Genomic DNA, 16,266 nt, shown 5'->3' on the forward strand with positions numbered 1-16,266 from the left:
TCACTGGTCAGGTCCGCATGACACGTCTCCTCCCCTGCGGACTCTGCGTGCGATGTGACTTCACGTCGCACCGGGCGTGCCTTCCCGACCCGCGCGCCAACGCGGGCCTACTCGATGACCGGAAGTCGATCACTCGGGAAGGTACGCCCTCCGCGTTCCGCGAGGCACCCCTGCCGAGGCCGATCCACAGGTCTTGAGCATTGCTCGACATCAGATCCATGCTCACCTGGCCGGACACCATCAGTGCCGTACGCGACTCGTTCCGGACGGCCGCGACCGGCGGCATCATGCAACCGGCTGCGGCCCAGGTCGGCATGGCGAACGGTTCGTTGCACCTCAAGGCGGGCGGGCTGCTCGACCCCGCCCTGCTTTCCGTGAAGGCGAACCTCCGCCCGGACGCTGCGCGCGCCCTCGGGGTCATCCTGGTCTTCGATCCTGACCAGGTGACCCTGCGTGCCGTGCTGGACTCAGCGGATGTGACGGCATACCGCACCGCGGCCACCGCTGTGGTGGCGGCGGGTGCCCTGGGGGCGAAGGACGGCTGCTCGGTGGCGGTGCTGGGCACCGGCAGGGTGGCAGGCGGCGTCCTGGCCGCCATGCCCCACGACATCGCAGTCGGTGCCTTCCATGTGTGGGGGCGGGACCGCGATCGGGCGGAGCGGCTGGCGCGGACCGCGGACCGGCCGGTGTCCATCCACGTCCACGACACTCCCGCCTCCGCTGCCGCGCAGGCGGACATCGTGGTGACCTGCACCCCGTCGCGGTCACCCCTGCTCTCGGCGGCGGACCTCAGGGAGGGGACGCTGGTCCTCGCCATGGGCGCCGATTCACCAGGTAAGCGCGAACTGGCGGCCGATGTACTCGCCGACGCGGTCATCGTGGCCGACGACCTCGAGGCGGTTACCCGGGTGGGCGAGGTCGCGTTCCATCCGAACGCCTCCGGCAACGCGGCCCTGGGCGAGCTGGGATCGGTGATCACCGGGGCGGTGGCGCTGCCGGGCGACGCGGGCCGGACCCGGCGCGTGGTCTTCGACTCGGTCGGCATCGCCTTCGTGGACACCGCGATGGCCGCGCTGCTGCTGCGTACGGCGCAGGGCCGGGACCTCGGCACGCCCTTCCACTTCGCGCCACCGCCCGCAGTGACCGAGCAGTAGCCAAGTACCCTGGCCTGCGGGTGCCGATTATTACGTCCGAGCTGGTCAGGCCGCATGTGCGTACTCGTGGAAGAGGCCTGTAGGATCCTGGTGGCTAATTACTCAACGTGGTCAAACGTTGGAACTCGCCGGTCGCGGACATGTGTCAATGCGGGGCAAGTCGTACGGGAATTGGTGCCTCCGGGAACGCTGCTGTGACGCTGCGCCAATTAACCAGCAGGGTCCTGTAGGGTTCCAAAACTTCCGAATGTAGGCTGACCTGCGCATTCATCAGATATCGTGATCTTTATCCGGCGGTGTTGCGGTACTCGTGGATGAGCCCGTTGAGGATGTCGTGGCGCTGGATCCGCTGGGCGGGGAACGGGATAACGGCGGGAGCGCGACGGTGCAAGGCTCGGTGTGGCCGTCCGGCGTTGTAGTGGCGGGCTTACTCGGCGAGTACCTGTCGCAGGTGCTGCTCGTTGTAGATGAGCAGCCGGTCGGTGCACTCGGCTCGCGCGGTACGTATGAACCTCTCAGCTTGGGCGTTCATCCGCGGCGCCTGTGGCGCGCTCTTGAGGATTTCGATGCCGTCGGCGGTGAAGACTTGGTCGAACGCTTCGGTGTAGCGGCTGTCGCGGTCGCGCAGCAGGTAGCGGAAGGCGGTGGCGCGGTCGCCGAGGTCGGTCAGGAAGTTGCGGGCGAGCTGGGTGGCCCAGGCCGCGGTGGGGTGGGCGGTGACGCCGAGGATGTGCACGGCACGGGTGCCAACCTCCATGACGAAGAACACGTACAGCCGTTTCAAGGTGACGGTGTCGACGTGAAAGAAGTCGGCGGCGAGCAGGCCGGAGGCCTGGGCACGCAGGAACTGGCGCCAGGGCGGCCCCGCATCGGGGCTGCGGCGAGGTGCGGGGTCGAGACCGGCGCTGCGTAGGATGCGGCGGATGGTAGCGGCGCCAACCCGGAACAGCTCTCCCTGGATCCTGGTGTAACCCCACGCGGGGTTCTCGCGGGCGAGGTGCACGATGAGGGCGGTGAGTTCCTCGCAGATCGGCGGCCGTCCGATGCGTGGTGGTTTCTGCTTCCACTTCCAGCGCAGCAGTCAATGCCGTTGCTTGAGCTACTGAACTATTGATGGGTGCAAGGTGACTACCTTCGCTGACGTCTTGCGGGTGGGCCAGCGCACCTGGCCCTTGGCCCGGAAGGAGTACTTCGAGTCGGGGCGCTTGATCAGGCGGTCGGCTTCGCGTCTGCGTCGTGGTCCACTGTCGAGTTTCCGGATCAGCTTCGATGCCAGCATGGCCATGAACTTGCCGATCTTCACCGTGGTGTTCGCGGTCTGACTGACCACACTGCGCCGCACGTGCTTGAGCACCTTGACGAACGAGACCCGGTCCGGGTCGATCTTTCCGCCGTCGGCGAGCTCCATGATGATCCGGATCAGACAGTGGTGGACGACCAGATGCGCCCACGCCTCCTGGCGCGCCAAGTCCGGGTCGCCGGAGTGCAGGACCTGCTGCGGACCGCGCTGAAAGGTCTTGACCTGGCGATATGAGGATTCAGCTTCCCACCTGTCGCTGTACAGGGCGGCGAGTTCGGCTGCCGGGTGTTGCCCGGGATCGAGCAGGTCGGTCAGTAGCCGGATCACCTCGCCGCCGTCGACCCGGTACTCGACCACGCGCAGCACGACGTGCCCCGGTGCCGCCCGTTTCTGTCCGGCCAGGTTCATCCGGGCCAGGTACGTCCCGTCCGGCAGGTATTCGATCGGCCGTGCCTGTACCGCTCGAAAATACGAGTCGGTGCTGTGAGCTGTGGTGATGTCGTTCGGTCAGGCGGCGCGGTGATACTCGTTGATCGATCCTCCGAGGACGGGTTGTCGCCGGATCCGGTGAGCCTGGAGGTCGGTGACGGTGGCCGGAGCAGGTGGTTCGTTGCTCTCCGGGGGCAGTTGCTGCCGGGACTGGTGGGGCCGGTGCCCGTTGTAGTGCTGGATGTACTTGGTCAGCACCTTCACAGCATGGGCCTCGTTGTAGATCAGGACCCGATCGAGGACCTCGCGGCGCAGGGTGCCCACGGTTCTCTCGCAGATCGCGTTCGCTCTCGGTGCCCGCGGTGGGCTGAGCAGGATCTCCACGTCGTCGGCCTCGAAGACGGCATCGAAGGCGATGGTGTACTTGCTGTCCCGGTCCCGGAGGAGGAAGTGCAGGGAGTCCATGCGGCCATCCAGTGCCGTGGTGAGGTCCTCGCCTGCTGGACGGTCCACTGGGCGGTGGGGTGGGCGGTGACGCCGGCGAGGTGGACGCGACGGGTGCCGTGCTTGATGAAGACCAGGGCATACAGGCGCTTGAGGGTGACGGCGCAGTCCAGGTGCAGGAAGTCGGCGGCGAGGATGCCGTGGGCCTGGGCGGTGAGGAACTGGCGCCAGGTGGGGCCGGAGCGCTGCGGGGCGGGGTCGATGCCGGCCGCGTGCAGAATCTCCCAGACCGTGGACGGGGCGATCGGATGGCCGAGGCGGGCGAGTTCGCCCTGTATGCGCCTGTGGCCCCACGTACTGTTCTCCTTGGCCAGGCGCAGAATGAGTTGCTTGACGGTGCGCGCGGTGGACGGCCAGGGCGGGGCGGCGATGCTGGGGGAACGTCCACTTCCGCGCGATGAGTTTCCGGTGCCACGCCAGCAGCGTGGCAGGGGTGACCGCGAAGACCTGGCGCCAACGCTCACGCGGGACCAGCCGGGAAAGAACAGCGAGCCAGACCCGGTCGGCGGGCTCGTAGCGGACCCGGGCGATCTGGCGGCGCAGCACCGCGTTCTCGTGCCGCAACGCCAGCACTTCCGCATCCTTGGCCACGCGTGTGCGCAGCACCGCAGCGGGCACCGTGATCAGGTTCCGGACCAGCGCGGTGACGATGGACAGCGGCATCGAAGGATCACCGCAGACGCCGTGCGGGGCACTGCTCCGGTCCGGGAAACCTGCAGATCAGGACCAGAATCGTGTTTTCGAGCGGCACAGGCGAGTTACAGAGGGATCGCCTCTGACTGCCTCCGAGCGACCCGGGTCGAACCGGGGTCGAATCAGAGCGTTTTCCTCTGGCTGCCTCCGATCGCCTCTGCAACCCGTCCTAGCAGGGCACAGCCGTTTCGGCCCCCGTAAGCCCAGGTCAGAGGGGTGCGGCAGAATTACCGAACGCAAGCCGTCACGCGCGCGTTACGTCCTGCCCACGATGTCCCGGCCTCCAGTTTCTGACCGACGGCTTCTACCCCCGCCCCACCTTCGCCCCCGCAAACCGATAGTGCCGTGCAGGGTCGAAGGTGGGCCAGGGCTGGTAGGTGTTCACGCCGGGGTCGCCGCGTAGGTGGAACGCGCTCGGGTACGGCTGTTCGTCTGCCGTGATGCGGGTCGATGTCGGGATGTAGCGGATGGTCAGACCGCAGCGGCGTCGTGGTGAGGCGTTCGCGTTGCTGCCGTGCACGATGTTCGGGTGGTGCACCTCGACGTCCCCCGGGGCCAGCACCATGTCGACGGCGGCCGACTCGTCGACCTCGACCGCGATCTCCTCGCCGAGCACGTTGTCCACCGCCGTGTTGGCCCGCATCGCCTCGATGCCGCCGCGGTGGCTGCCAGGGATCAGCCGTACGCAGCCGTTCTGCGGTGTGGAGTGGTCGACGGCCAGCCACAGCGTGACCACGCGCATCGGCTCCAGTGGCCAGAACGCCGCGTCCTGGTGCCAGAGCACCGGCTGTCCCGAGTACGGCGGTTTGCTGATGTAGTGCGAGGCGAACAGCGCGATGTCCGGGCCGACAAAGGTCTCCGCGATGTCCAGCAGCCTGTCGTCCGAGATCAGGCGCAGCCAGAACGGGTCGTCTCGGAGGAGCGTGTGGCCGAGTTGTTCGGGCCGTAGGTCCGGGTGGCGGTGCTGCAGCCACTCGACGTGGCCGGCCGCCTCCCGCACCAGTTCCGGGTCGATGACCTCGCGGAAGACGGCGTATCCGTCGCGCTCGAAACGGTCGAGGACGTCACTCATCGGGCACTCCCAGGATTCGCAGCGGGGCCGGTGCCCCGGTGTGGATGACGCGGCCGTCCACCGACGCCTCGCAGGCGTCGGTGGACAGCCTGAGGTCGATCTCGTGGCCGCGGTAGCGCAGCCCGCGCAGTTCCAGTTCGCCGGGGAGCCAGGCGGGAGGCGAAACGTCGAGCGCGCCTTCGACCTGCGGGCGCAGCCCGGTCAGGCCGAGCAGGACCGCCTCCGCGCCGGTCAGACCCGCGATCACGTTGGCGCGTCGGCCGCGGGGCGGGGCCGCCGGACGGTCGCAGTAGTGGTCCTGCGGGTAGTACGGGAAGTGCTCGCCCATCCACAGCACCCGCCGCAGCACGTCCCAGGCCAATCGCGGCTCGCCCCGCTCCCACAGCGTCAGCGCCAGCTGCGGGGCCTCGCCCGTATAAGATCCGCCGCCGGACCAGTCGATGTCGCCCAGTTCGTAGTGCAGTCGGTCCTCGGCGGAGACGCTGCTCACGCCGTACGGGCCGAGAAAGGCGCCGTCGCGCAGGTGCGTCAGCAGCGCGTCGGCCATCGCCGGGGTGCAGGCGCCCGCGCGCAGCGCGTCGAAAGCCTGGACGGAGTAAGCGAGTTCGGTGTGCCCGTCGGGGTAGCGGCTGCGGAACCATCCCGCCTCCGCGTCCCACAGCTCCTCCGCGACGGCCTTGAGGATGCGGTGCGCCCGGGCCCGCAGCGGCGCCGCCGGCACCGGCGCGCCACTCACCTCCGTCAGCTCCGCCAGCAGGTCCAAGCTCCAGGCCCGTTCGGCGTTGGGGCTGGCGACGACGTGCTCCCAGCCGGTGGAGCGCATCTCGAGCAGGTTGTGCTGGGCGCCGTAGTCACGCAGCTCGCCCGCGGCCGGGAAGCGGTCCGCGAGCTGCGCCTCCGCCTCGTGCAGTCGTGCCACCAGGTCGGGGGCGATGCCGTCGTGGCAGGCGGCGGCGTGCGCGAGCGTCACCAGCGACCAGCCGCTGTAGGCGTACGCGACGCCGGTGCCACTGCCGTCGGGAGCGATGGCGTAGTGGTCCGTCAAGTCGGCCTTGACCATCGCCTCCAGTACGTCCGCCACGCCACGCCCGAGCAGCAGGGCGAGGGTGTGCGGCGCGTAGCCGCCGGTGTCCCAGGCGTACGCGCACAGCGCCCCGCCGTCGATGCCGGAGGTCGCGGGGAACGGCACGGTCGCGAAGGCCGGGTTGTCCCACAGGCAGACCAGTCCGCTGGCGAGCGAGCGGCGGTAGTACGCGTCGAGCCCGAGCACGTCCGTGGTCAGCCGGGGCACCCGCGCCAGGGCGCGGGCCGCGCGCCGGCTGGTCAGGGTGCGGGACTGTGCCGCCAACTCGCCGGGAGAGCCGCCCGGCCCGGCGCCGTCCAGCAGTACCGCCAGCTCGAAGACGGCCTCGTCCACCGGCCCGAGCGCCACCTCCAGCGGCCCGTGCACCAGCGCCACCGGGGACTGTGCCGCAGTCTCGGGTTCGGGCGGCATCCAGCCCCACGCGCCCAACGGCACCTCGCCGACCGGCCCCGCCGTCAGTTCGGGCAGCAGACGCAGCGTCAGCTCTCGGTCGGCTCGGTTGCGCACGGCCACGCGCAGCGCGTAGCCGGGGCGCCCGTGCAGCGGCGTCAGCTCGGAGCGCACCTGCAGAGACACCAGCCGCCCTTCGTGCCGGCGGTGGTATGTGCCGTGCCGTTCGATGCCGTCCAGCCGCCAGGTCCCGCCCGCGGGCAGCAGCCCGGTGCCGTGCATGCCCGGGGCGCCCGTGTCGGTGATGCGGATGTGGTCCGCTTCCAGGACGACGGCCAGCCGGGCCTGCGGGGCGGCGTACGGCGGGGCGTAGCAGGCGCCCACCCCGCACACCGTGCCCTGGGCGAGCGCCGTCGTGGACCAGCCGCTGGAGGTCCACAGCGTGTCGGCGAGGCCCCGCCGCAGGTCGAAGTCGAAGTCGCCGGTGTCGTAGCCGGTCACAGGCCGATCTCCCGTTTCTCCCGCGCGGATCGGTAGGCCGCGAGAATGACCTTGAGCACGTCCGTGCCCTCTTCGTGGGTGTGCACCGGCCGCTCGCCGTCCCGTATCCGGCGCACGAAGTCCGCGCAGACGGCCGGGATGGAGTCGACCGCCGGGAATGAGACCGTGGTGGCGGCCTTGCCGCGCGCCTTGTGGCACAACGTCGCGCCGTCGCTCCACAGACCGCCGAGCTCGCCGACCACCGAGAACTTCCCGGTGTACGGCGCCGTTTCGTACGCCCAGCTGGTCACCACCTCGCCGACCGCGCCGTCGGCGAAGCGCACGAGCACTCGCGCGGAGTCCTCGCCTTCCATGAACTTCAGCCGGTGGGTGCTGAGCATCGACGTCACCGCGGACGGGCGGCCCGACGCCAGATACAGCAGCAGGTACGTGGGGTGGTAGCCGGTGTCGATGAGTTCGCCGCCGCCGCTGGTGGCCGCATGGGCGCGCCAGCCCATCGTGGCCGGGTCGAAGTCGTTGAAGAAGCTGTCGGTGGTGCGCAGTTCGTAGACGCGGCCCAACGCGCCGGAGTCGATGAGCTCGCGGGCATGGGCGACGGCGGGCAGGGTGAGCTGGTTGTGCGCGCACATCAGGGTGACCCCGGCGGCCTCCACCGCATCGGCTATCCGCTCGGCCTCGTCGAGCGTCAGGCACAGCGGCTTCTCGCACAGGATGTGCTTGCCGGCCTCGGCGGCGGCGATGACGGCATCGGCGTGCAGATGGTGGGGCAGGCAGATGTCGACAGCGTCGATGTCGCCCTCGTCCAGCAAGCGCTGGTACGAGTCGAACACCTCGGCACCGCCCGCCTGTTGGGCACGTTCGGTGGCGGCGACGGGGTCCACGTCGGCGACGGCGGTGACGGCGGCCTGCTCCGGGACGCCGAGATAGCCGCTCAGATGGGCGCGCGAGATGTTCCCGCAGCCGACGAGGCCGATGGAGACGGTCATATGCGAGGTCCTTGGGCGGCGATCATCGGAATCCCTCCGTGGATACCCCCGCCTTCAGGCGGGAGAGGAAACGGACTTCTGCTGAGCAGGGCAGGGAGAGCCGGTTTGCCGCCAGGGCGGGACCGGCGTCTGTCCCCAACTACCCAAGGGGCACGAGTCGATGGGCTAGTTTGTGAGACGTGAGGGCCACCCATGTGAAGCGGGCGTTCAAGTACCGCTTCTATCCCAGCGATGCGCAGGCAGCGGAGCTGTCGCGCACGTTCGGATGCGTGCGCAAGGTCTACAACCTGGCCCTGGCGGCGCGCTCGCAGGCGTGGACACTGCGCCGGGAGCGGGTCACCTACAACGCCACCTCGGCGATGCTGACCGCGTGGAAGAAGACCGAGGACCTTGCCTACCTCAACGACGTCTCCTCGGTCCCGCTGCAGCAGGCCCTGCGCCACCTGCAGGCGGCGTTCACGAACTTCTTCGGCAAGCGGGCGAAGTACCCGCGTTTCAAGTCGCGGAAGAAGTCCCGTAAGTCCGCCGAGTACACCACCAGCGCGTTCCGGTTCCGTGACGGCCAGCTGACGCTGGCGAAGATGACGGCACCGCTCGACATCATGTGGTCCCGCCCCTTGCCCCAGGGCGTACAGCCGTCGACGGTGACCGTGTCGCAGGATGCGGCCGGACGCTGGTTCGTGTCCCTGCTGTTTGAGGACCCCGGCGTGCAGGCGCTGCCCGCGACGGACACCGCGGTCGGCGTGGACGCCGGGCTGGATCACCTGCTGACCCTGTCGAGTGGGGAGAAGATCACCAACCCCCGGCACGAGCGGCACGACCGCGCCCGCCTGGCCAGGGCCCAGCGGGAACTGTCCCGCAAGGCCCGAGGCGATGGCGCGAATCGGGCCAGAGCCAGGCGGAAGGTGGCTCTGATCCACGCCCGCGTCGCCGACCGGCGACGCGACACCCTGCACAAGATCACTACTCGGCTCGTTCGTGAAACCCAAACGATCGTGATCGAGGACCTCGCCGTCCGTAACCTGCTCAAGAACGGCACGCTCGCCCGCGCCATCAGTGACGCGGCGTGGAGTGAGTTCCGCAGCATGCTGGAGTACAAGGCCCGGTGGTATGGCCGTGAGGTGATCGTGGTCGACCGCTTCTTCCCCTCCTCGAGGCTGTGCTCGACCTGCGGAAGTGTGCAGGACAAGATGCCGCTGTCCGTCCGTACCTGGACGTGCGGGTGCGGCGTCACCCATGACCGTGATGTGAATGCGGCGCAAAACATTCTGGCCGCCGGGCTGGCGGCGTCGGCCTGTGGAGCCGGTGTAAGACCTCAACGGAGTTCTCCGGGCGGGCAGTCGGTGATGAAGCAGGAAACCCTGCGGCGCGAGCCGTAGGACTCTCCCTCCTTCAGGAGGGAGAGGAAGTCAAACGCGGCTTCCTTCCTCGCGGCTGCTGTGAGTCGCCGCGGCCATCAGGCCGGTCAGGTCGAGGCCGAGGGCGAGGTTCTCCTCGTCGCGGGTGCCGTCGGCGACATGGCGTACGAACAGGTCGAAGGGTGTGCCGGTGGCGGCCGGCAGGGGCAGTTCGCGCCAGTCGCCGCCGGTGTTCAGGAGCAGCCGGGGCTCGGGGGTGCCGTACACCAAGGAGCCCTGGGTGCCGTGCAGTTCGATGGAGAACGGGGAGGCCGGTGCGGTGAAGGACGCCTCCACCACGCCGAGCGTGCCGTCCACGCAGCGCAGCACGGCGACGGCGTTGTCCTCGACGGCGCGCTGTGTCACATGGCCGAAGGACGCCGTCACGGTCTCGGGCATACGGCCGAGGAACAGCCGGGCCAGATACATGGGATGGCAGCCGAGGTCGATGAGGGCGCCGCCCCCGGTGGCGGCCGGGTCGTAGAAGTGCTCGGGGAGCCAGCCCTCGCCGACCGACCCCCCGTGGGCGAGGCGGACGCGGACCAGGGTGAGGCGGCCGAGGGCTCCGCCGGCCAGGACCTGGCGGATCGCGGTGGTGTATCCCTCGTAGAGCCGGGGAAGCGCGAGCATCACCGTGACACCGGACTTCTCGGCGGCGGCGACGATGTCCGCGCACTCGGCAGGGGTCGGGGCGAGGACCTTCTCGGTGAAGATGTGTTTGCCGGCCGTCGCGGCGGCCGTGATGACCTCCCTGTGCGCGGTGGTCGGGCAGGTGACGACGACCGCGTCGACGTCGTCGCGGGCGAGCAGTCCGCCGAGGTCGGGATGGAAACGGGCGCCCAGTTCGGCGGCCCGGGCACGCCCGCGGGCGGTGTCCTCGTCCCAGACGGCGGTGATCTCCGTGTCGGGGTGTGCGGACGCCTGGCGGGCGTAGTCGCGGGCGTGCACGTGCCAGAAGCTGAGGATGGCGAGGCGCAGGGGCACGGATGATCCCTTCTATCCTTTGACGGCGCCGGCCAGACCGTTGACGAAGTAGCGCTGCAGCAGCAGGAAGATCACGACGATCGGTACGAGTGAGATCACGGATCCGGCGCACAGGAACGTCCAGTCCGTCGAGTTCTGCCCGAGGAACGAGTACATCCCCACGGGTAGCGTGTGCAGTTCGGGCCTGGACAGGGTGAACACGAGCGGGATGAAGAAGCTGTTCCAGGCGCTGATGCAGGTGAACAGGCCCACGGTGGCGAGCATCGGTCCCGACAGCGGGAGCATGACGCGCCAGAAGGTCTGGTGGAAGTTGGCGCCGTCGACCTTGGCCGCGTCCTCGATCTCCCGGTCCATGGTGGAGAAGTAGCCCATGAACAGGAAAGTGGCGAAGACCAGGCTGCTGGAGGACTGCACGATGATGACGGACCAGAGGGTGTCGAGCAGGTGCAGGCTGCGCACGATGTCGAAGATCGGGATGATCGTGTAGCCGTGCGGCAGGAACAGCGTCACCGAGATCAGGCCGATGCAGGCCTTGCGGCCCGGGAAGTCCGTACGCGCGAGCACGTAGCCGGCCATGGACGTGGCCAGCAGGGTGAGCACGACGCAACCGCCCGCGACCACCACCGTGTTGACGAAGTAGCTGCCGAAGGAGGCCTCCTTCCAGGCGCTGGTGTAGTTGGAGGCGTGAACCTCGCCGGGGAGCGGGTTGAGGCCGCGGGAGAAGAACCCGTCGGCGCTCTTGAAGGAGCTGCCCAGGGTCCACAGGAACGGGAACAGCCAGACGAGGCCGCCGCCCAGGAGCAGCAGATGGGTCACGGACCGGCCGGCGGTGCGGCGCATCGCCGCGCGGCGGCGCGCGGGTGTCCGGCCGCGGCGGTCGGTGGAGACCAGGACTGCCATGTCGCTGCCTCCCTGTCAGGCGCGCCCGATGGCGCGGCGCTTGGCGATGGACCGGAAGATGAGCACCTGCAGCACGGAGAAGCCGATGAGCAGCAGGCCGTAGAAGAAGGAAGCGGCAGAGGCCAGGCCGACGTTGGGCTCGGTGGCCTGGGCCTGGTTGCCGCCGAAGGCCAGGTGGTAGATGTACGTGTTGACCACTTCGGTGCCGAAGTAGGGGCCGCCTCCGGTGAGGACCTGGACCAGGTCGAAGACCTGGAAGGAGCCGAGGAAGGCGAGGATGACGATCATCAGGCCGACGGGCCGCAGCAACGGCACGGTGATGTGCACGAACGTGCGCAGGCGGCCTGCTCCGTCGATCTTCGCGGCTTCGTAGATGTCCTCGGGGATGGTCTGCAGCCCGGCGAGGAAGTAGACGAGGTTGTAGCCGAGGGTCTGCCAGATGCCGACGAGGACGATGATGCCTAGCGCGATGGTCGGGTTGCCGAGCCAGTCGACGGGCCGGCCGATGAGGTGGGCGTCCAGCAGCCAGCCGTTCAGGGTGTCGCCGAAGTTGGACAGGATGAGCTGGACGACCACCCCGACGACGGCGGGCGAGGTGACCACCGGCAGGAAGAACAGCGTGCGGTAGAAGGCGGAGAAGCGCAGCTTCTTGTTGTTGAGCACCAGCGCCAGGACGAGCGCGATGACCAGTTGCACGGGCACCACGATGATCGCGTACACGAAAGTGTGCCCGACGGCCCGCCAGAAGATCGAGTCGTGCATGATCTGCCGGAAGTTGTCGAGCCCGACGAAGTCCTCGGGGGAGCCGATGCCGTTCCAGCGGTAGAAGGTGTAGGCGAGCGAGCCGAAGATCGGGTAGACGACGAAGGTCAGCAGGAGCGCCAGCAGCGGGGCGAGGTAGAGGTAGCTCCACCGTCCCGCCTTGAGCCGGTGCCACAGACCGGCCTTCGACGGCGGTGGCGCGGGGGCCGCCCCGGGCCCGCGGGTAGGCGGGCTCGGAGCGGCGGTGTCGAGGAGTTGCACACGGACCTCCGGTTCACGCCGGCTTGTTCTGGTATGGCTTGGTGGGGTCCCAGTCCTTGAACACCCAGTCGTCCAGGCTGACCTTGGCGCCCTCGGACTGTGCCTGCTTGACGCCGTCGGCGAGGGCCTTGTTGCGGCGGTCCTCGAGTTCGGTGAGGGCGTTGCCCATGTCCCCGAGCTGGCCCGTGTAGAGGCCGGTGATCACGTCGGGCAGGTCCGGCTTGACAGCGGCGACGACGACCTTGGACGCGTCGGGGTTGCGGATCGCGGGCACGGGCCACGGAAGCGCCCACTTGCGGGTGTCGACGAAGGCCTCGAACGGTTTGGAGGTGATCTTGGCGTTCTGGTTCGCCTCGGGGAAGACCGACAGGCCCTGCCCTGCCTCCACCCAGCGCTGTCCCGCCTCCGGGCCGTGCAGCCAGTCGAACCACTCCCACGCCTCGTCGGAGACGTCCGAGTGCTGGGAGAGCGCCCACACCCGGCCGCCCGGCGGGTAGTAGAAGAACGCCTTCGGGGTCTCGGTCGGCGACGGAAGCGTGGTCAGGCTGTAGTCGGTGAAGTGGTGCTCGGTCCACGTCGGCTGGTTCCACACGCCGCCGACGATCATGCCGAACCTGCCGCGCTCGAAGAACGCGCGGGCCTGTTCGTCGCCCATCGACATCGAACTCGGGTAGATGTAGCCCTTCTTCTTCCACTCGAGGAGCAGCCCGAGGAAGTCGGCGTAGTTGCGGTCCGAGCCGAAGGTCCACTTGCCGACCCGGTAGTCGGGACCGTCTACGCCGTAGCCGGCGGGGGAGCCGGCGCCACGCACGAACAGTTCCACCCACCACGGCAGCGAGGCGTTCTGCGCGTTGCCGAAGCCGAGCCCGTAGGCCTTGCCGCCGCTCTTCTTGGTGATCGCGGCCGCTGCGGCGGTGACGTCGTCCCACGTCTTGGGAATCTTGACGGTGCCGTCCGGGTTGGTGATCCCGGCCTGCTTGAACAGCCCGTTGTGGATGTACAGCTGCAGCCAGGGAGCGGCGCCGCCGAAGGGGGCGCTGTACACCTTGCCGTTGACCATGTTGACGCCGTTGAAGAAGTTCCCGTCGGGGAAGCGGCCGCGCCACTGGGCGGTGGCGTGCGGGTCGAGGTCGCGCAGCCAGCCCTGGCCCACCTGGTCGTCGAACTTCGGGTTCGGCGGGATCATCAGCATGTCCGGGGCCCGGCCACCGCGGAAGGCGAGGTTGATCAAGTCCGGGTACTTGTCGCTGACCTGGACCGTGCGCTTGATCTTGATCTTCGGGTGCTGCTTCTCGAAGAGCTCGATCTCACGCTTGAGCCAATGCTCCTGACTGACGTACCAGTCCCAGTGGTTGATCGTCTTGCTACCGGGAGGAGCCGAGTCCGAGGACGAACTGGAGCAACCGGTCAGGGCGGTGGTGAGGGCGGTGCCGCCGAGGGCGGCGCCGGCGGCGAGGAAGCCGCGCCTGCTGAGGGATGACGTTCTCTTTGACATGGGGGCCCTACGCTCCGTTCTTGAGCGATGCGTCGTCGACGAGGAGATCGCCGGCGCCGGCGGCGGTGCTGACCCACCACTCGGCCTTGGCGAGGGTCTTGCCGTGGAAGTCGAGCGGTACGGCGGAGGAGGTCTTCAGCTGCGTCCAGGCGCCCGTGGAGACGGTGCCGGAGGCGAGCGGCAAGGATTCCGACGTGCCGTCGGTGTACGACAGCTTGACCTTGACCTGTGCGGTCGCGCTCGTGCCGGAGGCGAGGCGTACCCAGGCGCTGGAGGTGTAGCTCTGGCCGGAGGCGACCTGCACGCCCTCGGCCGGGCCCTGCCACTCCGCGGTGCGGCCGGTGGAGCGGACGGCGACCGAGCCGGAGTGCACGGTGCTGGTGTCGGGCCTGACCGTGCTCGGGCTGAAGCCGTACCAGTTGGCGCTGCCCAACTCGGCGTCCGCGTTGGCCAGGAGCTCCTTGTCGTCCGAGTTCCTGCCGTCGGAGACGACGGTGATCGTCGTGCCGCTGTTGGACGGCATGTGGACGTGCACCTTCTCGGTGGCGCCGTTTGCGGTCACCGTGACCAGGTAGTCGCCGAGGAAGCCGCGCGTGGAGTAGTCGCCCGAGCCGCTGGTGGAACCGGAGGCGTTGGTCCACCACTGCCTGGTCACCAGGTCGTGCCAGACCTGGCCGTTGGGCTTGAGGGACCAGTCGGCGCGGTACAGGGCGGCGAGCGGGTTCCAGATGTTCTTCTCCCAGATGCCGAAGGTGCTGATCGCGGTGACGTCCGGGTGGCTGAACAGGATGGTCATGAAGTCGCGGGTGTAGTCCGCCTGCAGTTGCTCGTCGGTGGTGGGAATGTCGAACTCGGTGGCCTCCAGCGGCAGTCCGAGGGAGGCGTAGCGGTCGAGGAGCTTGTAGATGTCCTCGGGCGGGGTGGGCTGCAGGGCGGTGAAGTGGCTCTCCAGGCCGATCCCCTCGATCGGGTACCCGCCCTCCCCGTAGCCGCCGTCCCTGATCCGCTTCGCCAGGTTGTAGATGTAGTCCTGGTGCCGCTTGGACCAGCCGTTGTTCTCGATGAGGCCGTAGTCGTTCAGGACCAGGCGGGCCTTGGGGTCCGCCTGCTTGGCCAGCACGTACCAGCGGTTGATCTCGTCCGGCCCGAAGATGTCCTGCAGATTGTGCTCGGAGTACGGCTCGTTGACGACGTCCCAGTTGTCGATGCTGCCGGTGAGCGCGCCGGCCTCGTCCGTGATGTGGTTGTCGATCCGGGCCCGCAGCGCGGTCTTGTCGTTCTGCAGGTTCTGTAGATCGGCCGGGAGATTACCCCAGGACGGCCAGACGAGGTTGTGGCCGCGCATGGCCAGGCCTTGCTCGCGCACCCACTTCAGGGTCGGCTTGGTGACGGTCTCGCGCTCGGTGGCGTTCTCCCAGTGCGTCCACTTCAGGTTGTTGCCGAAGGTCACCTGGTTGAAGTCGCCGTTGGTGACCGCCTGACGGTACTTCTGTCCGTCGGCGGTGTTCTGCATCATCGTCGCGGCGTCCACCGCGGTGCCGAACTTGAAGGCGTGCTTCAGCATGTCCGCCTTGACCGAGGCTCCGGGCAGCGGATGGCCGTTCGCGTCGACGACATGCACCTTCAGGTTGCCCTTGCGGTACTCGTCGATGCGCTTGTCGGCGGCGTTGCGCCACCCTGCGTTCGACTCGCGTCCCCGATAAGTCACTTTGGGGAATCCGGCCGGGTCGCCCTGGCCCCAGTCGGCGACGGACACGCCAGCGATCTGCAGCGTCTGCGCGCCGTAGCCCAGCCACAGCTGGAAGTGCGCCTCACCCGGCGCGTAGTCCTCGGCGATCCGGAAGGGGAAGCTGAACTTCTGCCAGGCGGAGGTGAAGCGCAGCGCCGCGGTCGCGGACTTCTTGTACGACCCCCCGTCGCGCTCGAACGCGAACGTGGCGTAACCCGCGTCCTGGCCGGAGGGCGGGGTGATCGAACGGGCCCAGAAGGTCGCCAGGGCCGCGTCGTTCGTCTTGACGGCGGCGGCGGTCTTCGCGCCCAGCGTGATCTCGTACTCCCCGTCGAGACCCGCGCTCTTCGGGGCCGACGTGGTGGTGACCTGCAGCGCCTCGGCGAAGTCGGACGAGCCGGAGACGGGGACGACCTGGTACTGCGGGGGCGGGTCGCCCTTGGTCTCGGTGAACGCGGTCAGCGGGTCCGAGCCCATGATCTCGACCGGGTCGGCCGAGGCGCGGGCGGCGCCCGGGACTGTCTGAAGGGAGAAGACGGTGAGGAAAAGGGCGGCGAGAAAGACGACCGGCTTTATCACCGGGGTTGTGAGGGGAATTTGTCTGGAATTGATGGAGTGCCTCATT

At 68.7% G+C, this 16,266-nt stretch carries 12 protein-coding genes and 1 pseudogene; 2 read left to right on the forward strand and 11 right to left on the reverse strand.

Translation table 11 applies throughout. The features are described from left to right. Positions 1-218 precede the first annotated feature (218 nt). Complete coding sequence (locus ACFYXB_RS40710) at positions 219-1,154, forward strand: ornithine cyclodeaminase family protein (protein WP_389590140.1); 936 nt, start codon at positions 219-221, stop codon at positions 1,152-1,154. 427 nt (positions 1,155-1,581) lie between these two features. Here ACFYXB_RS40710 and ACFYXB_RS40715 read toward each other — a convergent pair whose 3' ends face one another. The 6 genes and pseudogenes from ACFYXB_RS40715 to ACFYXB_RS40740 form a co-directional block, all read right to left on the reverse strand. Beyond that, the gene (locus ACFYXB_RS40715) at positions 1,582-2,157 is read right to left on the reverse strand and encodes a transposase (RefSeq protein ID WP_389590141.1); all 576 of its coding nucleotides are present in this window, start codon (positions 2,155-2,157) and stop codon (positions 1,582-1,584) included. Between the two features lie 96 nt (positions 2,158-2,253). Next, complete coding sequence (locus ACFYXB_RS40720) at positions 2,254-2,862, reverse strand: hypothetical protein (protein ID WP_389590143.1); 609 nt, start codon at positions 2,860-2,862, stop codon at positions 2,254-2,256. 99 nt (positions 2,863-2,961) lie between these two features. Further along, a pseudogene (locus ACFYXB_RS40725) lies at positions 2,962-4,050 on the reverse strand (integrase core domain-containing protein). A gap of 334 nt (positions 4,051-4,384) precedes the next feature. Next, the gene (locus ACFYXB_RS40730; RefSeq protein ID WP_389590145.1) at positions 4,385-5,152 is read right to left on the reverse strand and encodes a phytanoyl-CoA dioxygenase family protein; all 768 of its coding nucleotides are present in this window, start codon (positions 5,150-5,152) and stop codon (positions 4,385-4,387) included. Beyond that, a complete protein-coding gene (locus ACFYXB_RS40735; protein WP_389590147.1) occupies positions 5,145-7,127 on the reverse strand; it encodes a hypothetical protein in 1,983 nt (660 codons plus the stop codon). Before ACFYXB_RS40735 ends, ACFYXB_RS40730 begins: the two co-directional genes overlap by 8 nt. Continuing rightward, on the reverse strand, positions 7,124-8,113 hold the full coding sequence (locus ACFYXB_RS40740) for a Gfo/Idh/MocA family protein (RefSeq protein WP_389590148.1): 990 nt from the start codon (positions 8,111-8,113) through the stop codon (positions 7,124-7,126). Before ACFYXB_RS40740 ends, ACFYXB_RS40735 begins: the two co-directional genes overlap by 4 nt. Positions 8,114-8,292: 179 nt before the next feature. Between ACFYXB_RS40740 and ACFYXB_RS40745 the strand changes: the two genes are divergently transcribed. Beyond that, complete coding sequence (locus tag ACFYXB_RS40745) at positions 8,293-9,492, forward strand: RNA-guided endonuclease InsQ/TnpB family protein (RefSeq protein ID WP_389590150.1); 1,200 nt, start codon at positions 8,293-8,295, stop codon at positions 9,490-9,492. A 30-nt stretch (positions 9,493-9,522) separates the two neighbouring features. On the opposite strand, the gene ACFYXB_RS40750 is transcribed toward ACFYXB_RS40745, so the two are convergent. From ACFYXB_RS40750 to ACFYXB_RS40770, 5 genes are read right to left on the reverse strand one after another with little or no spacing between them, the layout of a single operon-like run. Continuing rightward, a complete protein-coding gene (locus ACFYXB_RS40750) occupies positions 9,523-10,494 on the reverse strand; it encodes a Gfo/Idh/MocA family protein (protein WP_389590152.1) in 972 nt (323 codons plus the stop codon). A gap of 12 nt (positions 10,495-10,506) precedes the next feature. Beyond that, on the reverse strand, positions 10,507-11,394 hold the full coding sequence (locus ACFYXB_RS40755; protein WP_351360132.1) for a carbohydrate ABC transporter permease: 888 nt from the start codon (positions 11,392-11,394) through the stop codon (positions 10,507-10,509). Positions 11,395-11,409: 15 nt separating this feature from the next. After that, positions 11,410-12,417 (reverse strand): carbohydrate ABC transporter permease, encoded by a 1,008-nt coding sequence (locus ACFYXB_RS40760; protein WP_389590155.1) that lies wholly within the window; start codon positions 12,415-12,417, stop codon positions 11,410-11,412. A 13-nt stretch (positions 12,418-12,430) separates the two neighbouring features. Continuing rightward, positions 12,431-13,912: an ABC transporter substrate-binding protein gene (locus tag ACFYXB_RS40765; RefSeq protein WP_389590156.1), complete on the reverse strand. Its 1,482-nt coding sequence runs from the start codon at positions 13,910-13,912 to the stop codon at positions 12,431-12,433. A gap of 7 nt (positions 13,913-13,919) precedes the next feature. Further along, complete coding sequence (locus ACFYXB_RS40770) at positions 13,920-16,220, reverse strand: endo-1,4-beta-xylanase (protein WP_389590158.1); 2,301 nt, start codon at positions 16,218-16,220, stop codon at positions 13,920-13,922. Positions 16,221-16,266: the final 46 nt, after the last annotated feature.

It is taken from the genome of Streptomyces sp. NPDC002619, assembly GCF_042889305.1.
Lineage (GTDB): Bacteria > Actinomycetota > Actinomycetes > Streptomycetales > Streptomycetaceae > Streptomyces.